The organism is Stenotrophomonas sp. STM01, assembly GCF_014852135.1.
GTDB lineage: Bacteria > Pseudomonadota > Gammaproteobacteria > Xanthomonadales > Xanthomonadaceae > Stenotrophomonas > Stenotrophomonas capsici.
This window is the reverse complement of the sequence record NZ_JACVBA010000001.1, coordinates 371,432-389,374: the sequence shown is the minus strand read 5'-3', so window position 1 is coordinate 389,374 and position 17,943 is coordinate 371,432. Positions and strand designations below refer to the sequence as shown.

At 68.0% G+C, this 17,943-nt stretch carries 16 protein-coding genes and 2 tRNA genes; 2 read left to right on the top strand and 16 right to left on the bottom strand.

Annotated elements, in window-relative coordinates; all coding sequences use genetic code 11:
- Window positions 1-31: 31 nt before the first annotated feature.
- The 5 genes from IB227_RS01705 to IB227_RS01685 form a co-directional block, all read right to left on the bottom strand.
- Window positions 32-108, bottom strand: a tRNA-Pro gene (locus tag IB227_RS01705).
- Between the two features lie 162 nt (window positions 109-270).
- Window positions 271-347: transfer RNA gene (locus IB227_RS01700), tRNA-Pro, on the bottom strand.
- Window positions 348-407: 60 nt separating this feature from the next.
- Window positions 408-518, bottom strand: coding sequence for a cytochrome bd-I oxidase subunit CydX (gene cydX, locus IB227_RS01695; RefSeq protein WP_132863011.1), 111 nt, complete (start codon window positions 516-518; stop codon window positions 408-410).
- 32 nt (window positions 519-550) lie between these two features.
- The gene (gene cydB / locus IB227_RS01690; RefSeq protein ID WP_192286061.1) at window positions 551-1,702 is read right to left on the bottom strand and encodes a cytochrome d ubiquinol oxidase subunit II; all 1,152 of its coding nucleotides are present in this window, start codon (window positions 1,700-1,702) and stop codon (window positions 551-553) included.
- Window positions 1,703-1,717: 15 nt separating this feature from the next.
- Window positions 1,718-3,301 carry a cytochrome ubiquinol oxidase subunit I gene (locus tag IB227_RS01685; protein ID WP_132863013.1) on the bottom strand — a complete coding sequence of 528 codons (1,584 nt, stop codon included), beginning with the start codon at window positions 3,299-3,301 and terminating at the stop codon, window positions 1,718-1,720.
- Between the two features lie 195 nt (window positions 3,302-3,496).
- On the opposite strand from IB227_RS01685, the gene cydD reads away from it, so the two are divergent.
- Together cydD and cydC are read left to right on the top strand one after the other, a co-directional pair.
- Window positions 3,497-5,200, top strand: a complete 1,704-nt coding sequence (gene cydD, locus IB227_RS01680) for a thiol reductant ABC exporter subunit CydD (protein ID WP_225591561.1) — start codon at window positions 3,497-3,499, stop codon at window positions 5,198-5,200.
- Window positions 5,197-6,879, top strand: a complete 1,683-nt coding sequence (gene cydC, locus IB227_RS01675) for a thiol reductant ABC exporter subunit CydC (protein WP_192286059.1) — start codon at window positions 5,197-5,199, stop codon at window positions 6,877-6,879. The genes cydD and cydC overlap by 4 nt, the downstream gene beginning before the upstream one ends.
- A gap of 558 nt (window positions 6,880-7,437) precedes the next feature.
- On the opposite strand, the gene IB227_RS01670 is transcribed toward cydC, so the two are convergent.
- The 11 genes from IB227_RS01670 to ccmC form a co-directional block, all read right to left on the bottom strand.
- The gene (locus tag IB227_RS01670; RefSeq protein WP_192286058.1) at window positions 7,438-9,414 is read right to left on the bottom strand and encodes a PEP/pyruvate-binding domain-containing protein; all 1,977 of its coding nucleotides are present in this window, start codon (window positions 9,412-9,414) and stop codon (window positions 7,438-7,440) included.
- A gap of 89 nt (window positions 9,415-9,503) precedes the next feature.
- Window positions 9,504-10,136: a DUF1294 domain-containing protein gene (locus IB227_RS01665; protein WP_192286057.1), complete on the bottom strand. Its 633-nt coding sequence runs from the start codon at window positions 10,134-10,136 to the stop codon at window positions 9,504-9,506.
- 131 nt (window positions 10,137-10,267) lie between these two features.
- On the bottom strand, window positions 10,268-11,101 hold the full coding sequence (locus IB227_RS01660) for a DNA ligase (RefSeq protein ID WP_192286056.1): 834 nt from the start codon (window positions 11,099-11,101) through the stop codon (window positions 10,268-10,270).
- Window positions 11,102-11,196: 95 nt separating this feature from the next.
- Window positions 11,197-12,321 carry a homoserine O-acetyltransferase gene (locus IB227_RS01655; RefSeq protein ID WP_192286055.1) on the bottom strand — a complete coding sequence of 375 codons (1,125 nt, stop codon included), beginning with the start codon at window positions 12,319-12,321 and terminating at the stop codon, window positions 11,197-11,199.
- A 75-nt stretch (window positions 12,322-12,396) separates the two neighbouring features.
- Window positions 12,397-13,422 carry a tetratricopeptide repeat protein gene (locus IB227_RS01650; RefSeq protein ID WP_192286054.1) on the bottom strand — a complete coding sequence of 342 codons (1,026 nt, stop codon included), beginning with the start codon at window positions 13,420-13,422 and terminating at the stop codon, window positions 12,397-12,399.
- Window positions 13,416-13,874 (bottom strand): cytochrome c-type biogenesis protein, encoded by a 459-nt coding sequence (locus IB227_RS01645; RefSeq protein ID WP_132863020.1) that lies wholly within the window; start codon window positions 13,872-13,874, stop codon window positions 13,416-13,418. Before IB227_RS01645 ends, IB227_RS01650 begins: the two co-directional genes overlap by 7 nt.
- Entirely contained in the window at window positions 13,871-14,497 is a 627-nt protein-coding gene (locus tag IB227_RS01640; protein ID WP_132863021.1) for a DsbE family thiol:disulfide interchange protein, read from the bottom strand. Before IB227_RS01640 ends, IB227_RS01645 begins: the two co-directional genes overlap by 4 nt.
- Window positions 14,494-16,428: a heme lyase CcmF/NrfE family subunit gene (locus tag IB227_RS01635; protein ID WP_192286053.1), complete on the bottom strand. Its 1,935-nt coding sequence runs from the start codon at window positions 16,426-16,428 to the stop codon at window positions 14,494-14,496. The genes IB227_RS01640 and IB227_RS01635 overlap by 4 nt, the downstream gene beginning before the upstream one ends.
- Entirely contained in the window at window positions 16,429-16,896 is a 468-nt protein-coding gene (ccmE, locus tag IB227_RS01630) for a cytochrome c maturation protein CcmE (RefSeq protein ID WP_192286052.1), read from the bottom strand. It lies immediately after the preceding gene.
- Window positions 16,893-17,066, bottom strand: a complete 174-nt coding sequence (ccmD, locus tag IB227_RS01625; RefSeq protein WP_192286051.1) for a heme exporter protein CcmD — start codon at window positions 17,064-17,066, stop codon at window positions 16,893-16,895. Before ccmD ends, ccmE begins: the two co-directional genes overlap by 4 nt.
- Window positions 17,063-17,815 (bottom strand): heme ABC transporter permease CcmC, encoded by a 753-nt coding sequence (gene ccmC / locus IB227_RS01620; RefSeq protein WP_192286050.1) that lies wholly within the window; start codon window positions 17,813-17,815, stop codon window positions 17,063-17,065. The genes ccmD and ccmC overlap by 4 nt, the downstream gene beginning before the upstream one ends.
- Window positions 17,816-17,943: the final 128 nt, after the last annotated feature.

The following is a 17,943-nucleotide window of genomic DNA, read 5'->3' as shown; positions in this document are numbered from 1 at the left end:
AAAGCCGGCCAGAGGCCGGCTTTTGTTGAATTGGTCGGGGAGACAGGATTCGAACCTGCGACCTCTACGTCCCGAACGTAGCGCTCTACCAGACTGAGCTACACCCCGAAGGAGCCGCCTATGATAACGGCGTTCCCGCAGTCTTGCAAGTGGTTTTCCCCGGAAGCCAACCGCGCGGGAGGGTTGCTTCCAGTGCGCCCGAAGGCGGCTTGTACATCCACAAAAAAGCCCGGAAAACGTCGCCGTTTTCCAGGCTTCGATGCGACCTTCTGGTCGGGGAGACAGGATTCGAACCTGCGACCTCTACGTCCCGAACGTAGCGCTCTACCAGACTGAGCTACACCCCGTGAAGGAGCCCGGAAAGATACGCTCAGTCCGGGCTCCTGACAATACCTCAGCGCACTTTTTTAACGTTTTGTTTCACTCTTGCGCGCTTCGCGTGCTTCGAACCACATGCCGTTGAGGATCGCAACGGTCGAAGCAAGGCCAGCACCCAGAATCCAGGCGAAATACCACATGTGATGTCTCCTTCCTAAAGCGTGGATGTGGATCAGTAGGCGTTCGGGTTTTCACCCATTTCCGTCAGCGTGGTCTTGCCCTTCAGCACGCGGTACACCCAGGTGGTGTAGCCGATGATGATCGGCAGGAAGACCACCGTGGCCAGCAGCATGATCCACAGCGTCAGATGGCTGGACGATGCGTCCCACAGCGTCAGGCTGGAGCCCGGCTGGCTGGAGGAGGGCAGCAGGAACGGGAAGATGGCGAAGCCGACGGTGAAGATGATGCCGGCGATCGACAGGCCCGAGGCGATGAAGGCCAGGCCGCCACGGCGCTTGCGCAGCAGCACCGCACTGGCCAGTGCGCCGATCAGGCCCACCACCGGCGCCAGGATCGTGGCCGGCATGGCGCTGTAGTTGTGCATCCAGCCACCGGCGGCGGTCAGTTCGGCGGTCTTCAACAGCGGGTTGCTGGCCCCATCGCTGATCACCTGCGAGGTGACCGCATAGCCCGGCAGGCCCAGTGCGACCCAGGCACCGCCGGCGGCGAACAGCACGAAGCTGACGATGGCGGCGATGCTGCCGAAGCGGGCCGAACGATCGGCCACCGGGCCGTCGGTCTTGAGCACCAGCATGGCGGCACCGTGCGAGACCAGCATGGCGACGCTGAGCAGGCCGGCCAGCAGGGCGAACGGGGTCAGCAGGCCGAAGAACGTGCCCGTGTACCAGACGCGCTGGCTGTCATCGAAGTGGTAGGGGACGCCCAGCAGCACGTTGCCCACGGCCACGCCCATGATCAGCGCCGGGACGAAGCCACCGATGAACAGTGCCCAGTCCCAGTTGTTGCGCCAGCGCTGGCTGGGCATCTTGCCGCGGTACTTGAAGCCGACCGGGCGCAGGATCAGGGCGAACAGGATGACGAACATCGCCAGGTAGAAGCCGGAGAAGCTCACCGCGTACAGCGGCGGCCAGGCGGCGAAGATCGCGCCGCCACCAAGCACCAGCCACACCTGGTTGCCTTCCCATACCGGGCCGATGGTGTTGATCACCAGGCGGCGTTCCTCGTCGGTCCTGGCCACGAACGGCAGCAGCGCGCCGACGCCCAGGTCAAAACCATCCATCACCGCGAAGCCGATCAGCAGCACGCCCAGCAGCAGCCACCAGATCACGCGTAGCGTCGTGTAGTCCAGAAGAATGAAATCCATGAGTGTTCTCCTGCCTTATGCCTGGCGCGTGGCCGGCGAGGCGGCGTTGTTGGAAGCAGCCGAGGGCTGCAGCGAGGGCAGGATGTCGTCCGGGCCCTTGCGGATGGCCTTCAGCATCAGCTTGATCTCGATGATCATCAGCACCGTGTACAGCGCGGTGAAGCCGGCCAGGGTCATGACGATCTGGTGCAGGGCCAGGCCCGATGCGGCGTAGAAGGTCGGCAGCACGCCATCCACGGCCCACGGCTGGCGGCCGTACTCGGCGATGAACCAACCGCATTCGATGGCGATCCACGGGGCCGGCAGCGTCCACAGCGCGATCTTCAGGAAGGTGCGCTTGTCCTGGAAGTTGTGGCGGCAGGAGTAGTAGAAGGCCACCGCGAAGAAGGCGATCAGGTAGAAACCCAGGCCGGCCATGATGCGGAAGGTCCAGAACAGCGGGGCCACCGTCGGCACCGTGTCCATCGCGGCCTGCGAGATCTCCTGCGGCGTGGCGTTGAGGATGTCCTCGCGGTAACGCTTGAGCAGCAGGCCGTGGCCCAGGTCCTGCCAATGGCGGTCGAACATCTCACGGGCTTCGACGTCGTTCTTGTTGGCGCGGATGCGCTCCAGTGCACCGTAGGCCAGCTGGCCGCCGCGGATGCGGTGCTCGGCGCGCTCGACCAGTTCCAGGATGCCCGGGATCGGCTTGTCCAGCGAACGGGTGGCGATCAGGCCCATCAGGTACGGGATCTTGACCGCGTAGTCGTTCTGGTGGGTCTGCTGGTTCGGGATGCCGAAGGCGGTGAAGTCGGCCGGGGCACGCTCGGTCTCCCACATGGCTTCGATCGCGGCCAGCTTCATCTTCTGGTGCTCGTTGGCGGCGTAGCCGCTTTCGTCACCCAGCACCACCACCGACAGCGAGGACAGCAGGCCGAAGGCCGCCGCCACCGCGAACGAGCGGCGGGCGACGTCATGGTGCTTGTTGCGCAGCAGGAAGAAGGCGCTGATCGACATCACGAACACCGCGCCGGTCACGTAGCCGGCCGACACGGTGTGCACGAACTTGGCCTGTGCCACCGGGTTGAACAGCACGGCCATGAAGTCCACGACTTCCATGCGCATCGTTTCCGGGTTGAACACGGCACCTACCGGGTGCTGCATCCAGCCGTTGGCGATCAGGATCCACAGTGCCGACAGGTTGGTACCCAGCGCCATCAGCCAGGTCACGGTCAGGTGCTGCACCTTGGACAGCCGGCCCCAGCCGAAGAAGAACAGGCCGATGAAGGTGGCTTCCAGGAAGAACGCCATCAGGCCTTCGATGGCCAGCGGCGCGCCGAAGATGTCGCCGACGTAATGGCTGTAGTAGGACCAGTTCATGCCGAACTGGAATTCCATGACGATGCCGGTACCCACGCCCATGGCGAAGTTGATACCGAACAGCACGCCCCAGAACAGGGTCATGCGGCGCCAGACGTCCTTGCCGGTCATGACATAGACGCTCTCCATGATCGCGATCATGAAGGACAGGCCCAGGGTGAGCGGGACGAAAAGGAAGTGGTACATCGCGGTCAGCGCGAACTGCAACCGCGACAGTTCTACGACTGTTGGATCAATCATGGCCTATCTACCTCGTGGGTGGGCGTCATGGGGCTGGAGGGGGTTCTATGGACAGAATGCTCCGGGTTCATGCATTGCCGTGCCTTGATCTGGATCAATGTGACGGTCGTACGCAACCGCGAAGGTGCGGTTGCCGGCGGACGGGGTGCTGCTTGCTTACAATCAGGCAGATTTCCTTCACCAGAGTTGCCAATCTTGAGCGAAGTTCCACATCCGGGCGAAGCGTTGCGCCAGCAGCGTCGCCAGCATCAGCAATGGCTGGCCTCCCTCGCCGCCGGGGCCCGCCCACGGCAGCGGCTGGCGGCCCTGTCCGTGTGTGCTTCGGGTGCGTTGCTGATCGTGCAGGCCGGGGCCATTGCCTGGTTGATCCAGAGCATAGTAGTGGAGCGCTTGCCCATCGTGCAGGCAGTTCACGTTTTCGGCCTGCTGGCCGCGGTGCTGGTGGCGCGCAGCCTGCTGGGCGGCCTGACCCAGTCCGCCGCCGGAGACGTGGCCGACAGTGCGCGGCTGGCGCTGCGCGAGCAGGTCTACCGGCGGCTGATGGCACGCGGCCCGCTGTGGCAGCGACGCCAGCGCAGCGGCGAGCTGGGCGAGCTGCTGCTGGCCCACGGTGACGCCATCGAGGGCTACTACGCCGGTTTCCAGCCGGTACGGGTGGAAGTGGTGGTGGTGCCGCTGCTGATCGCCGTCGCAGTGGCCTGGGTGGACTGGGTGGTGGCGGTGATCTTCCTGTTCACCGCACCGCTGGTGCCGTTCTTCATGATGCTGGTGGGCTGGGGTGCCGAGGCCGCCGGCCGGGCCCAGCTCGGCGAGCTGGCGCGCATGAGCGGGCATTTCGCCGATCGCATCAAGGGGCTGGGCCTGCTGCGCCTGTACGGGCGCGGGGATGCCGAGTTGCAGGGCATCGCGCAGGCCGCCGACGGGGTGCGCGTGCGGACCATGAAGGTACTGCGGATCGCCTTCCTGTCCTCCACCGTGCTGGAGTTCTTCGCCTCGGTCAGCGTGGCGATGGTGGCCCTGTACCTGGGCCTGAGCTACCTGGGGATGATGTCGCTGCATGCCAGCGTGCCGACCCTGGGTACCGGCATGTTCTGCCTGCTGCTGGCGCCGGAGTTCTACGCCCCGTTGCGGCGGCTGGCCGCGCATTACCACGACCGGGCCAACGCGCTGGCGGCGGCGGCGGAAGTGGAGCGGCTGCTGGCCGAGGACACCCGCCTTGCCCCGGGGCCGGCCGACACCGCGTCCACCGGGCAGGAACCGGCCCAGCGGCATGCGCCCTTGTTGCGGGTGCAGGGCGCGACACTGCGCCCGCAGGGCAGTGCGCAGGATGTGCTGCGTGGTTTCTCTCTCTCCCTCACCGATGGCCAGCGCGTGGCGCTGGTCGGGCCCAGCGGCAGCGGCAAAAGCACCGTGCTGGAAGCGCTGGCGGGATGGTTGCCGCCCCGCCAGGGCCGGATCGTGCTGCGCGAGGGGGTCAGGGTCGGTTATGCCGGGCAGCGCCCGTACCTGTTCCACGGTTCGATCGCCGACAACCTGCGGCTGGCCGACCCGTCGGTCAGTGACGCGCGGCTGCAGGCCGTGGCGGAGGTGGCGCAGGTGATGCGGTTTGCCCGGGACCTGCCGCAAGGCCTGGACACGGTGATCGGCGAGCGCGGCTTTGGCTTGTCCGGCGGCGAGGCGCGTCGCATCGGCCTGGCCCGGCTGCTGCTGCGAGAGCCGGACCTGCTCCTGCTCGACGAGCCCACCGCGTTCCTTGATCCGCAGACCGAGGCCGACCTGCTGCAGGCCCTGGCCGCACATACGCGGGGGCGCACGGTGTTGATGGCGACCCACAGCGAGGCGGCGATGCGCTGGGCCGACGCGATCATCGACCTGCAGCAGCCGGAGGTGCGTGCATGAGCGGCGATGACATGCGAAGCGTGTTCGGCCGGCAGCGCGGGTGGTTGTTGCTGTCGATCGTGCTGCTGTTCACCACGATGCTGGCCGGGGTGAGCCTGTTGGGGCTGTCCGGCGGCTTCCTGACCGGGGCGGCGCTGGCCGGTGCGCTGGGCATGGGCGCGACCTTCAACTTCTTCTCGCCATCGGCGGGGATCCGCGGGCTGACGATGGCGCGGATCGTGTCGCGCTACTTCGAGAAGCTGGTCGGGCACGAGGCCACCCTGCGCATTGCCCGGGACCTGCGCGTGTGGTTCTTCCGGCGCGCCTTGCCGCTGGCGCCGGCACGCTTGGGCAGCAGCCGTACCGGCGAACTGCTGGCGCGGCTGATGTCCGATATCGGCGAGATGGACGGTTGGGTGGTGCGCGCGCTGGGGCCGTTGCTGGCGCTGGCCGGCATGTGCGTGGCCGCGATCATCGCCGCCGCGTTGATCTACTGGCCGGCGGCATTGTTGTTGCTGGCGTTGGCGGTGCTGGTGGGCGTGGGCGTGCCGCTGCTGGCGGTGCGACGCGGGGATGCCGGCGAGGCGCAGCGTGCGCAGAGCCGTGCGACCCTGCGCACGCTCGCCTATGAAGGGTTGGAAGGTGTTGCCGACCTCACCGCGCTGCACGCGCGCGATGCCTGGATCGCACGTGTCGATGCGGCCGCACGCGAAGTGGCCGGTCGTGACCGGCGGCGCCGTCGCCGCCTGATCGGCGGCAACGTCCTACATGCCGTCTTGTCGGGGCTGGGCCTGCTGGCGATGTTGTGGCTGGCGCTGTCCGCCTTCGAGGCCGGGCGGATAGAAGCGCCCTATGCGGCGGCGCTGGTGTTCATGACGGTGGCGTTGCTGGAGGTGGCTGCAGGCAGCGGCATCGCCTGGCAGGCGTGGCAGTCCGCACGCGTGGCCGGAGGACGCCTGCAGCAGATCATCGAGCAGCCACCGTCGGTGCCCGAGGCCGCGACGCCGGCGTCGGTGCCGGCCGGTGATGCATCGGTCGTGTTCGAGCAGGTGGTGTTCGCTTGGCCTGGCGAGCGTCGGCGCCTGCTGGATGGCGTGGACCTGCACCTTGCAGTGGGAGACCGCGTGGCGATTCGTGGCGACAGCGGTAGCGGCAAGACCACGTTGTCGGCCTTGCTGCTGCGGCTGTGGGACCCGGGGCAGGGCAGTGTGCGCTACGGCGGCGTGGACCTGCGCCGGTTCGCGCAGGACGATTGGCATCGCCAGATCGCGTGGTTGCCGCAGGGCGCGCCGGTGTTCGCCGGCAGCATTGCCGAGAACCTGCGCCTTGGCCGCCCGGAAGCCAGCGACGACGCGCTGTGGCAGGTGCTGGAACAGGTCCGCCTGGGCGAATGGGCGCGCCAGCAGGGCGGGTTGCTGGCATGGGTCGGCGAGAACGGCGCGACGATGTCGGCCGGGCAGGCGCGACGCCTGGCGCTGGCCCGCGCGTTGTTGCGCGATGCGCCACTGATGGTGCTCGACGAACCCACCGAAGGCCTGGACGTGGACACCGCGCACGCGCTGTTGACGGATCTGGCCGCGGCATTGGGTTCGCGCAGCCTGCTGATGATCACGCACGACCGCCTGCCGCCAGGCGTCGTACACCGGGAGTACCGCCTGCAGCAGGGGCAGTTGCTGGAGTTGGACCCCGCCGCGCCGTAGAAACGGCTTCAGCGGCGAAACTGGCGCTGTGGCAGATCGTTGGAAGGGCGACCCCTCCCCAACCCTCCCCTTGGCTGCGCCAAAGGGAGGGGGCGGTTGCTGCAGTCGTCCGGATTGCGGGTAGGAGCGGCTTCAGCCGCGAAGCTGGCGCTGCGGCAGATCGTTGGAAGGGCGACCCCTCCCCAACCCTCCCCTTGGCTGCGCCAAAGGGAGGGGGCGGTTGCTGCAGTCGTCCGGATTGCGGGTAGGAGCGGCTTCAGCCGCGAAGCTGGCGCTGCGGCAGATCGTTGGAAGGGCGACCCCTCCCCAACCCTCCCCTTGGCTGCGCCAAGGGGAGGGGGCGGTTGCTGCAGTCGTCCGGATTACGGGTAGGAGCGGCTTCAACCGCGAAGCTGGCGCTTTGGCAGGTCGTCGGAACGGCAGCCCCTCCCCAACCCTCCCCTTGGCTGCGCCAAAGGGAGGGGGCGGTTGCTGCAGTTGTCCGGATTGCGGGTAGGAGCGGCTTCAGCCGCGAAGCTGGCGGTGCGGCAGGTCCTTGGAAGGGCGACGCCTGCTGGGTTACCGGCTACCGTCCACGTAAGGGCGCGATTGCAGGATCAGGATGTCGTTGCCGACCACCGCCCACTCGATGTCCTGCTCGGCGCCGCCAAGGGCTTGCCGGGTTCTGCGGCCAACGGCGGCAAGCCGCGCGACCAATGCGTCGTTCAGCACCTGGCGCGAAGCGGGCAGGGCGACCTCGCGTACGCCGCCGTTGCGATCGGCGACCAGCTGCGTGTCTTCGGCCGAACGGCTGAGCACCTGCACCGCCCGCGAGCGGCTGGAATACATCACCTGTTCGGCCTGGCGCTTGCCTTCCACCACGCGGATGCCCAGCCCGCGCTTGGCCGAGATGTAGGTGATGTTGCGACGGCCAGTATCGAACGGATCGCGGGTGATCATCACGCCCGAGCTGTCCGAAGGCACGGCCTGCTGCACCAGTACCGCCATGACCACCGCGTCCTGCCCCAGCCCTGCCACGCGCCGGGCTTCGTAGGCTTCGAAGTTGTAGACCGATGCCCACACCGTCTGCACCGCTTTGACCAACGCATCGGCGCGCACGACGTTGGGAACGGTCGTGTACAGGCCGGCACCGCTGAAGCCGGGCAGGTCCTCGGAGTTGGACGAGCTGCGCACGAACACGCCGTCGCTCCGCAACTGGCCTTGCCATTGGCTCCGCACGAGCTGGACCAGCGCAGGGTCCGCAGGCGCATTGGCGATGGCCTCGCGCAGCTCGGTCAACGCCTGGCGACGGCGTGAGGCGTCGCTGGCGAAGCCCGGGCTTTGCTCCAACGCGGCCAGTCGTTCGGGAATGCGCAGGCGCTGCATGAAGGCCTGGTAGCGCGAGAACGGAATGCAGAAGCCGTCCGGCACACGCGCATCGGGCGGCAGCGCGGCGCGGAGCGTGCCGAGATTGGCGGCCTTCACGCCGCAATGGCGGCTGTCGCCCCGGCGCAGTTCGGCCAATGGCTTGAGCGCACTGACCGACAGGTCCGGTCGCGGCAGGCTGGCGGTTGGACGCTGCGCGGTGCTGGCGGGTGCACGTGCCGGACGCGTGGCCGGGCGCACGCTGTAGTTGGTGTTGCTGACCTCCAGCTCCACCCATTGGCCGTCATGGCGGCGCAGCTCGGCCTGTGCGTCGCGGACATACGCATTGGGAATCCGCCACCCCTTGGCCAGCAGGTTGACGTGCGAGAGCAGGGTGGAAGGACGTTGGGTGATCAGCCCGGCTACCGGTGGCAGCGCGATGGGGACCTCATCCAGTACCACGATGTCCTGCGGCGACAGCTCGCCGGCCTGCTCCACCGAACGCACGATGCGCAGGCGGCCCTGCGCGCGACCGGTGTTCAACGGCAGGAAGACCTGCTCACGCAGCAGCGCTTCCTGGGTGATGAACGCGACGCCCGCGGCACGGGCGGCCTGTTCCTGCTGGGTGGAGTTGCTCTTGAACCGGATCGCGTCCTGGAACGTGGCACGGACACGGGCGTCGGCCAGCCGCAGCAGTTCCGGCGTGAGCTGGTCGCCTTCCCAGAATTCATGTACGTAGCCGGGCAGGGCGCGTTGCCAGCTGAGGGTGCCGAACAGGAACCGCCGCTGTGGATCGCGGTACTGCGCCGCCAGCGTTGCCTTGTCCAGCTGGGGCATGAGCTTCTCGCGGCGTACGAAGGTCTCGTGCAGCGGGAAACGCGGTGTGTTGATGTAGTACATGCGATCGCCCTGCTGCCGATCGATCGCGAAGATCAGGTGCGGAATCTCGAGTGGCGTGCCGACGTTGTAGACACGGGCCAGGCGCATGAAGTCCTCGCGGCCATCAATGCGTGACAGGAAGTCCGGTGCTTGCCGTGAGGCGGTACTGGGAGCCTGTGGGGCATGTTCGTAGGACGACGGCTTGCGCGCCGTCTGCGCGGACGCCGGTGCAATGCACAGCACGGTGAGCGTGGCCAGGCCAAACAGACCGGCACGCAGGCGGGGAAGAAGGGGGCGGAAGGCTCTGTCCATGAGTCCGGTGGAACGCGGCAAACGGCGGCCATGATACGACGGCACCGTGAAGAGGTCCCGTTCCGATGGCATGGCGCAGGGGATCCAGCTCAGTGGACGCGCGTGAAGCGGCCGGACGCCAGCAGGTAGAGCACCGCGCAATGGATGAGCACGGTCAGCCAGAACGCGACCTGGAAGGACCGCTTGCGGTGCTTGTGGTGGAACAACCCCTGCGCCATCAGCGCACCGGGCCAGCCACCCAGCAGCGACACCAGGTGCAGGGTGTTTTCAGGGGTGCGCCGGCGGCCCTGCTGCGCGGCGGCCTTGTCCAGCGCGTACAGCAGCAGGGCGATCAGGCTGAGGCTGACGATGACCAGCGCGGACCATGCCGGTATCCATTCCAGCCACCCGCACACGGCAAGCGACAGCAGGGCCGAAAGACCCAGCGCGATACGTGGCAGATGGCGTGCGTGGCGGCCGGGTGTGGCGGATCGTCCCCTGGATGCGGGCGTATTGCGGCCGCGGGCGCCCGCCGTGTCGGCCAGGCGCACGGCGGTGGCATTGAGGCGGTTGCGTTCATCCTTGCGTACCGCGTAGCTGATCAGCGCGCCGTTGGAGGGGCGCTGCCCGCGTTGGTCGAACGCCTTGATGTGGACGAAGGCGCGTTCGCCGCCACCGTTGGGGGTGACGAAACCGAAGCCCTTGTCGTCGTTCCAGTCCTGTAGTCGTCCCTGGTAGCGCATCGTCGGCGTGGTGGTTCGGAGGGGTGTATTGGAGCCCAATCACGCGGCCGGCGATAGTGACCGGTGGGGCAGGCGCGCGCCGGGGGGCGCGTCCAGCCTGGAACCGGCATCGCCTGTTCCAGGCCGGGGTGTCACTGGTTGGCATGCCGTACCCGCAGGAAGCGGGGGAAGCGCGGCAGGCCGTTGGGTGTCAGCCCGTTGTAGCGGTAAGTGACCTGGCTGCCGACCGGTGGCGGCGTGCGGCGCAGCGCGTCACTCAATCCGCTGCCCAGGCGGAAGTGCAGCCCCTGCGGCATCTCCATCAACAGTGCGCCAACCATGCCGGTGTACTTGCCCTTGCCGGGAACGTAGCCGATCACGCGTGCTTCGGCATCCTCGAACAACTTGAGCTTGAACAGCCCATTGCTGCGACCATCGCGGTAGGGATTGTCCTCATGGTGGAGCATCAATCCCTCGCCACCGCCTGCCGCCACGCTGCGCAGGTGACGGTGCAGGCTGTCCGTGTCGGCCAGGCGACGTTGCTCGACCAGGGCCAGGTGCGGGTTGCCGCTTTGTTCGACAACATCCTGTAATGCAGCCAGGCGCTGGCTGAACGTGCCTGGCTGCATCGGAAGGTCGAAGGCCATGAAACGCAGTTGTCGCCATGCGTCGTCGCGGGCGGGATTGCTGCGGACGATGGCGCTGGTGGCATCGAAGCGTTCGCGCGCGATCCAGAGTTCGCCGTCCATCACCTGCACCGGCCAACCGCGGGTGAACCAGACGGGCGCGGGTATCACGCTGCCGGTGCGGGTGCGGAGTTGCCGACCATCCCAGCGGGCGCGGACACCGTCGAGTTTCTCGCTGACCCAGAAGCGGGTGACGTCGGGACCGTCCTGCCAGGTGCTGGCGGACATCAAGGGCGATGAGGCGGCGTGCAGCGGGCCGCAGGTCAACAGCAGGAGGCACAGCAACAGGCGCGACACCATGGTGGCGACTCTCGTTCGGGGAAGAGTCGCCAGCGTGTTCGGGGCACTGCGATCAGGCCATCGGCCACGCCCGGGGCGTGGCGTAGGCCCGGGGATCAGGCGGTTGTCGGCAGGGACTGCAGGAAGTCGCCTACCGCAGGGCCGAAGCGGTCGTAGTCGACCAGGAAGGCATCGTGGCCCTGGGGCGAGTCCATGCCGATGAAGCGGGCGTCGGCGCCGCCGGCACGCAGTCCGTCGGCAACCTGCTGCTGCTGTTCGACCGGGAACAGGATGTCGGTGTTGGCACCGATGGCCAGCGCCCGCTCGACGTGGATCTTCGCCAGCCCGGCCAGCACGTCGCCGCCGGCGTATTCGGCCAGGTCGAACCAATCCATCGAGCGGCCGAGGTAGAGGTAGCAGTTGGGGTCGAAGCGGCGCACGAAGCGGCGCGCATGGCCTTCCAGGTAGCTTTCGACCTGGAACTCCATGCCGAACGGGTCTTCGTCGGCCAGCTCCGAATCCAGTCGCACGCGACCAAAGCGGCCATCCCATTCCAAGGCCGAGCGGTAGGTGATCACGCCCAGCTTGCGGGCCATGCGCATGCCCGACTCGGGGTAGTGCTCCTCGTCGTAGTCGCCGTTGTTCCAGGCCGGGTCCAGGCGGATGGCCTCGCGCTGCAGCGAGCGAATGGCGATGGAGAACGGAAGGGCCTGCGCGCTGCCGGAAATGTTGATGTGGCTGCGGGCGATCCCCGGGTGCTGGTACAGCAGCGCCAGCGCGGTCATGCCGCCCATGGAGTTGCCGATCAGGCAGGCCAGCTGTGTGATGCCCAGGGCCTTGACCACGTCGGCGGCGGCATTGGCCACATCCTCGATGGACAGCTCCGGGAAGCTCAGCCGGTACGGCTGGCCGGTCGCCGGGTCCGGCGATGCGGGGCCAGTGGAGCCCTTGCAGCTGCCCAGCGAATTGACGCAGACCACGAACCAGCGGTTGGTATCGATCGGCTTGCCGGGGCCAAGCATGGGTTCCCACCAGCCCGGCGCCGGGTTGCCGGCATGGCTGGCGGCATGGGCATCGGGTGACAGCCCGGTGACGATCAGGATGGCATTGCTGGCCTGGGCATCGAGCGTGCCCCAGGTTTCGTAAGCGACGCGGGCGCCATGCAACACGCCGCCGCGCTTCATAGGGAAAGGCGAGGCGAGGGCGTGAAAGCGGCTGCCTTCGGGGATGAATTCAGTCATCGGCCAATTTTAACGGGGCAGGGGAAATGGGCGATGCCCATCCAGATAACCGGCGGCTATTTGAATATGTCGCGCTCAGGGTTGGCCGAGCGTGATCTGCATGACCTTGTCGGTGGGCAGATCGAGCGTGATCGGCGCCGATTCCACGTCGCCTTCCTGGCGCATGGCGGTGCCGCTGGCCGACAGGCGCGCGAAAACCTCCACCCGCCTGAGTTCGGACAGCTTCTGGGTAGGCATGGGGCTATCCGCGTCACTGAGGGTGACGGTCAACGGGCTGGCCTGGACCGGATGGCGTTGCACGGCGACCGGCATTGGTGGGCCACCGGGCACGCGCGCGATGACGAATACCGTGTCCTGGCCTGCCGCGGCGCGTGCGGCCAGTGCCGGGGCAAGGGTGACGGTGACGCTGAGGCCCGGTGACGGCGAGGTGCTGGCGGTCGGGGTGGCCGGTGCCTGCGCAGGGGGCGGTGGCTTGCCGCGGGCGATGTCGATCTGCTCCTGCAGCGCGGCGGCGGCGGCCGGCTCCAGGCGGCTGAGCAGGCTCTCCCAGGTGGCCGCGGCGGCTTCGTCCTGGCCGCGCTGGCGCTGCACGATGCCGGTCAGCCAGATCGCGCGTTCGTTGTCCGGTGCCACTTGCCGCGCATGCTGCAGCCATTGCACGGCGGTGTCGTCGAACAGGGACTGTGGGTTGGCCCGTGCCCGCGCCTGCGCGGCCTCGACCAGCAAGGGGGCTTCGTCCGGTGCCAGCTGCACCGCGCGTTCGTAGGCGGCCGCGGCCTCGGTGGTGCGGCCCAGCTCCAGTTGCGAGCGCGCCAGCAGAAGCCAGCCGTCGGCGCGTGCGGGGTTTTTCTCCAGGGCTGCCTGCAGCTGGGTGATGCCTTCCTCCAGGGTGCGCGGGGCGTCGGCGCTCTGGCCATCGGGCAGCTGCAGGGCGGCCGGCGTGCCGAGCCATTGGTACAGGCCCAGGGTGGCGACGATGGCGGCGGCGACCAGCGTGCCCCAGATCCGTCGCTTGCCATCCCGCCACAGCGGCCACAGCACGATGCCGGTGGCGATGGCCGCCAGCAGCCCGGCGCCGATCAGGAACGTGGTGCTCACCATTGGCGATCATCCTGGCTGGTGTCACGGCCGGCGTCCGGCGCGAGAGGGACGGCACGCGCGCGACGGCGCACGTACAGCACCAGCACCACCGCCCCGGCCAGCAGCAACAGGCCCGGGCCGAACCACAGCAGCAGGGTGCTGCCTTCCAGCTGCGGGCGGTACAGCACGAACGGGCCATAGCGATCGACCAGGAACTGCTTGATCTCCGCGTCGCTGCGGCCCTGTTGCATCAGGGTGAGCACCTCGCGGCGCAGGTCATGGGCGATCTGCGCGTTGGAGTCGGCTAATGATTGGTTCTGGCACTGCACGCAGCGCAGTTCGGCGGTGAGGGCGTGGAAACGGGTTTCCTCGACGCGGTCGCGGTACTGCAGCGGCGTCGGGTCGCCGGCCGGTTGCGCCTGGGCGGCGATGGCCAGGCACAGCCACACCAGCAGGCCGGCCACTGCCTTCATCGGCTGACCCCGAAGTCCGGCGCGACATGGCGGCCGCCACTTTCGGCCTCGACCTTTTCCAGCGCCGGTATCAGTTGCTGGTCCAGCACGTCCTGGCTGATTGCACCGCTGTATTTCCAGCGCACGATGCCGCTGCCGTCGACCAGGAAGGTTTCCGGTGCGGCGGCGATGCCCCAGTCCAGCGCGGTGCGGCCTTCCTCATCGGCCAGCACGACCATGTACGGGTTGCCCAGCTGTTCGAGCCAGCGCAGGGCGTCGTCGCGGTTGTCCTTCCAGTTGTAGCCGATCATGCGCACGCGCTTGGTCTCGGCGAAGCGGGTCAGGATCGGGTGCTCGTCGCGGCAGGTCGGGCACCAGCTACCCCAGACGTTGAGGATGTACGGTGCGCCGCGCAGCTGTTCGTCGGTGACGTGCACGTTGGGGTCGTGCAGGACCGGCAGCGAGAACGCCGGCGCGGGCTTGCCGATCAGCGCCGAAGGCAGGCTGTCGCGGTCCGGTGCACCGGAGCGGCTCACGCCGTACAGCATCAGGCCGAGCAGGCCGAGGAAGAACAGCGCGCCCAGCGCGATGGCGACGGGCGGCAGGCGGTGCGGCTTGTTGGATTCGGGGGCGGGGGTGTTCATCGGGACTTCTCCGGGAGCCTGCGGAACCTGCGGTCGACGGCGGTGATGAAACCGCCCAGCGCCATCAGCGCCGCGCCCAACCAGATCCAGCGGACAAAGGGTTTGATCTGCACCCGGACGGCCCAGGCGCCATTACCCAGTGATTCTCCCAGTGCGACGTACACATCGCCACCCAGCGCCGGATGGATGCCGGCCTCGGTCATGGCCTGACCGCCGCTGGCATACATGCGTTTTTCCGGGTGCAACAGGGCGACCTGGCGGTCATCGCGCAGCACCTTCAGGTGACCACGGTCGGAGTGGTAGTTGGGGCCGTCGGTGGCATCCACGCCCTCGAACACCAGCTGGTAGCGGCCGGCCTGGACCGATTGCCCGGGGGCCAGGGCGACCTCGTGCTGCACGTTCAGCGCTTCCACCAGCAGCGCGCCGACCAGGAACACGGCGATGCCCAGGTGGGCGACCAGCATGCCCAGCGTCTCTGCATTGAGGCGTCCGCTGTTGCGCAGGCGCGTCCACAGGTAATACAGCGTGCCCAGGCACACCCAGGCGGCGGCGGCGAGGCCGGCGGCGGTCTTGAGCTTGCCCTGCGGTGCCATGTACCAGCCGATCACGCCCAGCAGCAGCGCCAGCCCGGCCCACGGTGCCAGCAGCGCCAGCGGGCGCAGACCCTGCTCACGTTGCCAGCGGGTCAGCGGCCCGACCGGCACCAGCAGCACCAGCGGCGCCATCAGCAGCAGGAACAGGGTGCCGAAGTAGGGCGGGCCGACCGAAACCTTGCCCAGGTCCAGCGCGTCGGCCAGCAGCGGGTACAGCGTGCCCAGCAGCACCATCGCGCAGGCGCAGGCGAGCAGCAGGTTGTTGGCCAGCAGCAGGCCCTCGCGCGAGTTCAGCGCGAAGGCACGGTTGGAATCGCGGCTGTTGCCGCCGACGGTGGGCGCGCGCAGCGCGTACAACAGCAGCGAGCCGCCGACCACCAGCGCCAGGAACACCAGGATGAACAGGCCGCGTGCCGGGTCGGCGGCAAACGAATGCACGCTGGTCAGCACGCCGGAGCGGACCAGGAACGTGCCCAGCAGCGACAACGCGAAGGCGGCGATGGCCAGCAGCAGGGTCCAGCCGATGAACACGCCGCGCTTCTCGGTGGCGGCCTGGGAATGGATCAACGCCGCGCCGACCAGCCACGGCATGAAGCTGGCGTTCTCGACCGGGTCCCAGAACCACCAGCCGCCCCAGCCCAATTCGTAGTACGCCCACCAGCTGCCCAGCGCGATGCCGATGGTCAGGAAGGCCCAGGCCACGTTGGTCCACGGCCGGGTCCAGCGCAGCCAGCGCACGTCGATGCGGCCGTCGAGCAGGGCGGCGATGGCGAAGGCGAACGGCACCACGAAGCCGACATAGCCCAGGTAGAGCATCGGCGGGTGGATGATCAGGCCCGGGTCCTGCAGCAGCGGGTTGAGGTCGTGGCCTTCGGCCGGGGCCGGCAGCAACCGCGCGAACGGGTTGGAGGTGAACAGCAGGAAGGCGATGAAGCCCACGCTGATGATGCCCATCACCGCCAGCACGCGTGCCACCACGTCGGCCGGCAGCTTGCGCGAGAACTCGGCCACGGCCGCCGTCCACAGTGCCAGCACCAGCGCCCACAGCAGCAGCGAGCCTTCGTGCGCGCCCCACACCGCCGAATAGCGGTAGATCATCGGCAGCAGCGAGTTGGAGTTCTCGGCCACGTAGCGCAGCGAGAAGTCCTGGCGCACGAACGCGATGGTCAGCACCACGAACGCACCCAGCAGCATGGTCAGCTGCAGCATCGCGGCCGGGCGTGCGGTGGCGATCAAGGCCGGCGCCTGGCGCTGCGCGCCGATCAGTGGCAGCACGCTCTGCAGCAATGCCGCCAGCAGGGCGAGGATCAGCAGGACCTGTCCAATCTCGGCAAGCACTCAGGGCGTTCCCGTGGCAGGCGGGGTGGCGGGGACCTGGTGCTTGGTGTGAGCCTGGCCCATCTTGTCGGCCAGCTCCTTGGGCATGTAGGTCTCGTCGTGCTTGGCCAGCACGTCCTCGGCGACGAACACGCCGTTGGCCATGCGCCCGGTGGCGACCACCGCCTGCCCTTCGCGGAACAGGTCCGGCAGGATGCGGTCGTAGGTGACCGGCAGGATCGCATCGCCGTCGGTGACGTCGAAGCGGGCCAGCAACGCGCCGGGTTCGCGCTTGAACGAGCCCTTGGCGACCATGCCGCCGAGCCGGAAGCGGGCATCGGCCGGAACCTGGCCGGACTGCACTTCGGCAGGCGTGTACAGGTAGGCGATGTTGCGCTGCAGGGCGGCGGTGACCAGCGCGACGGCGACGCCGGCAACGGCCAGCACCAGCACCACCAGCAGCAGGCGACGGCGTTGGGTGGGCGTCATCGGCTCAACTCCTCGTCCACCGCTACCTGCGTGGCCTGGCGCGCGCGCGCGACCCGGCTGCGCGCCTGACGCAGCTGCCGGCGGATCTGCAGCCGCGGCACGATGAAGTCCCATGCCAGCACGATGAAGAACACCGCGTAGGCCATGGCCACGTACTTGAAATAGGTCATGCCGATTTCTCCACGCGCTCGCGCAGCCACGCCTTGCCGGCCTCGCGGCGCAGGTTGTCGGCGCGTGCCCGCGACAGCAGCGAACCGGCGAACCAGAACTTGGTGGCCAGCACCATCAGCCACAGCGGCAGGATCATGCTGCCGTCCATGCTCGATTCGCCGAACACGCGGATGGTCTGGCCCTGGTGCAGCGAGTTCCACCACACCACCGAGTAACGGATCACCGGCAGCAGCACCACCCCGACGATGGACAGCAGGCCGGCGGCGCGTGCGGCGGCGCGGCGGTCATCGATGGCGCCATACAGGCCCATCACGCCCAGGTACAGGAACAACAGGATCAGCTCGGTGGTCAGGCGCGGGTCCCAGTCCCACCAGGTGCCCCACATCGGCTTGCCCCAGATGCTGCCGGTGAGCAGGGTGATCAGGGTGAAGGCGGCGCCGATGGGCGCGCAGGCCATGGCCAGGATCTCGCACAGCTTGATGCGCCAGATCAGCGCGATGGCGCTGTAGAAGGCCATCAGGCCGAACACGAACAGGCTCATCCAGGCCGACGGCACGTGGATGTAGAGGATGCGGAAGCTGTCGCCCTGCTGGTAGTCGGCCGGGACCACCGCCAGCGCCTGCCACAGGCCCCAGGCGAACAACGGCAGCGAAGCGATGTAGCACCACGGCGACCAGCGGGCGGCAAAGGTATCGAAGTACGCCGGGGAACCCAGCTTGTGGAACCAACCGATCAAACCCTTGAACATCCGCGCGCTCGCTGAGGAAGACGATGGCCGGGTCACGCTGCGGCGCCCGGCCGGCTGGGCACCGTAGCGATCACGATGCCGTTGCTGAAGTCATGCCAGCGCAAGATACCCGAATTCGGGCGATCTGG

Coding starts and splice junctions, on each gene's coding strand:
- ccmD (WP_192286051.1), bottom strand. CDS start 17,066: ATGACCTATTTCAAGTACGTGGCCATGGCCTACGCGGTGTTCTTCATC.
- ccmC (WP_192286050.1), bottom strand. CDS start 17,815: ATGTTCAAGGGTTTGATCGGTTGGTTCCACAAGCTGGGTTCCCCGGCG.
- IB227_RS01655 (WP_192286055.1), bottom strand. CDS start 12,321: ATGACTGAATTCATCCCCGAAGGCAGCCGCTTTCACGCCCTCGCCTCG.
- cydX (WP_132863011.1), bottom strand. CDS start 518: ATGTGGTATTTCGCCTGGATTCTGGGTGCTGGCCTTGCTTCGACCGTT.
- IB227_RS01665 (WP_192286057.1), bottom strand. CDS start 10,136: ATGCGCTACCAGGGACGACTACAGGACTGGAACGACGACAAGGGCTTC.
- cydC (WP_192286059.1), top strand. CDS start 5,197: ATGAGCGGCGATGACATGCGAAGCGTGTTCGGCCGGCAGCGCGGGTGG.
- cydB (WP_192286061.1), bottom strand. CDS start 1,702: ATGGATTTCATTCTTCTGGACTACACGACGCTACGCGTGATCTGGTGG.
- IB227_RS01660 (WP_192286056.1), bottom strand. CDS start 11,101: ATGGTGTCGCGCCTGTTGCTGTGCCTCCTGCTGTTGACCTGCGGCCCG.
- IB227_RS01670 (WP_192286058.1), bottom strand. CDS start 9,414: ATGGACAGAGCCTTCCGCCCCCTTCTTCCCCGCCTGCGTGCCGGTCTG.
- IB227_RS01685 (WP_132863013.1), bottom strand. CDS start 3,301: ATGATTGATCCAACAGTCGTAGAACTGTCGCGGTTGCAGTTCGCGCTG.
- IB227_RS01650 (WP_192286054.1), bottom strand. CDS start 13,422: ATGGTGAGCACCACGTTCCTGATCGGCGCCGGGCTGCTGGCGGCCATC.
- ccmE (WP_192286052.1), bottom strand. CDS start 16,896: ATGACGCCCACCCAACGCCGTCGCCTGCTGCTGGTGGTGCTGGTGCTG.
- IB227_RS01640 (WP_132863021.1), bottom strand. CDS start 14,497: ATGAACACCCCCGCCCCCGAATCCAACAAGCCGCACCGCCTGCCGCCC.
- IB227_RS01645 (WP_132863020.1), bottom strand. CDS start 13,874: ATGAAGGCAGTGGCCGGCCTGCTGGTGTGGCTGTGCCTGGCCATCGCC.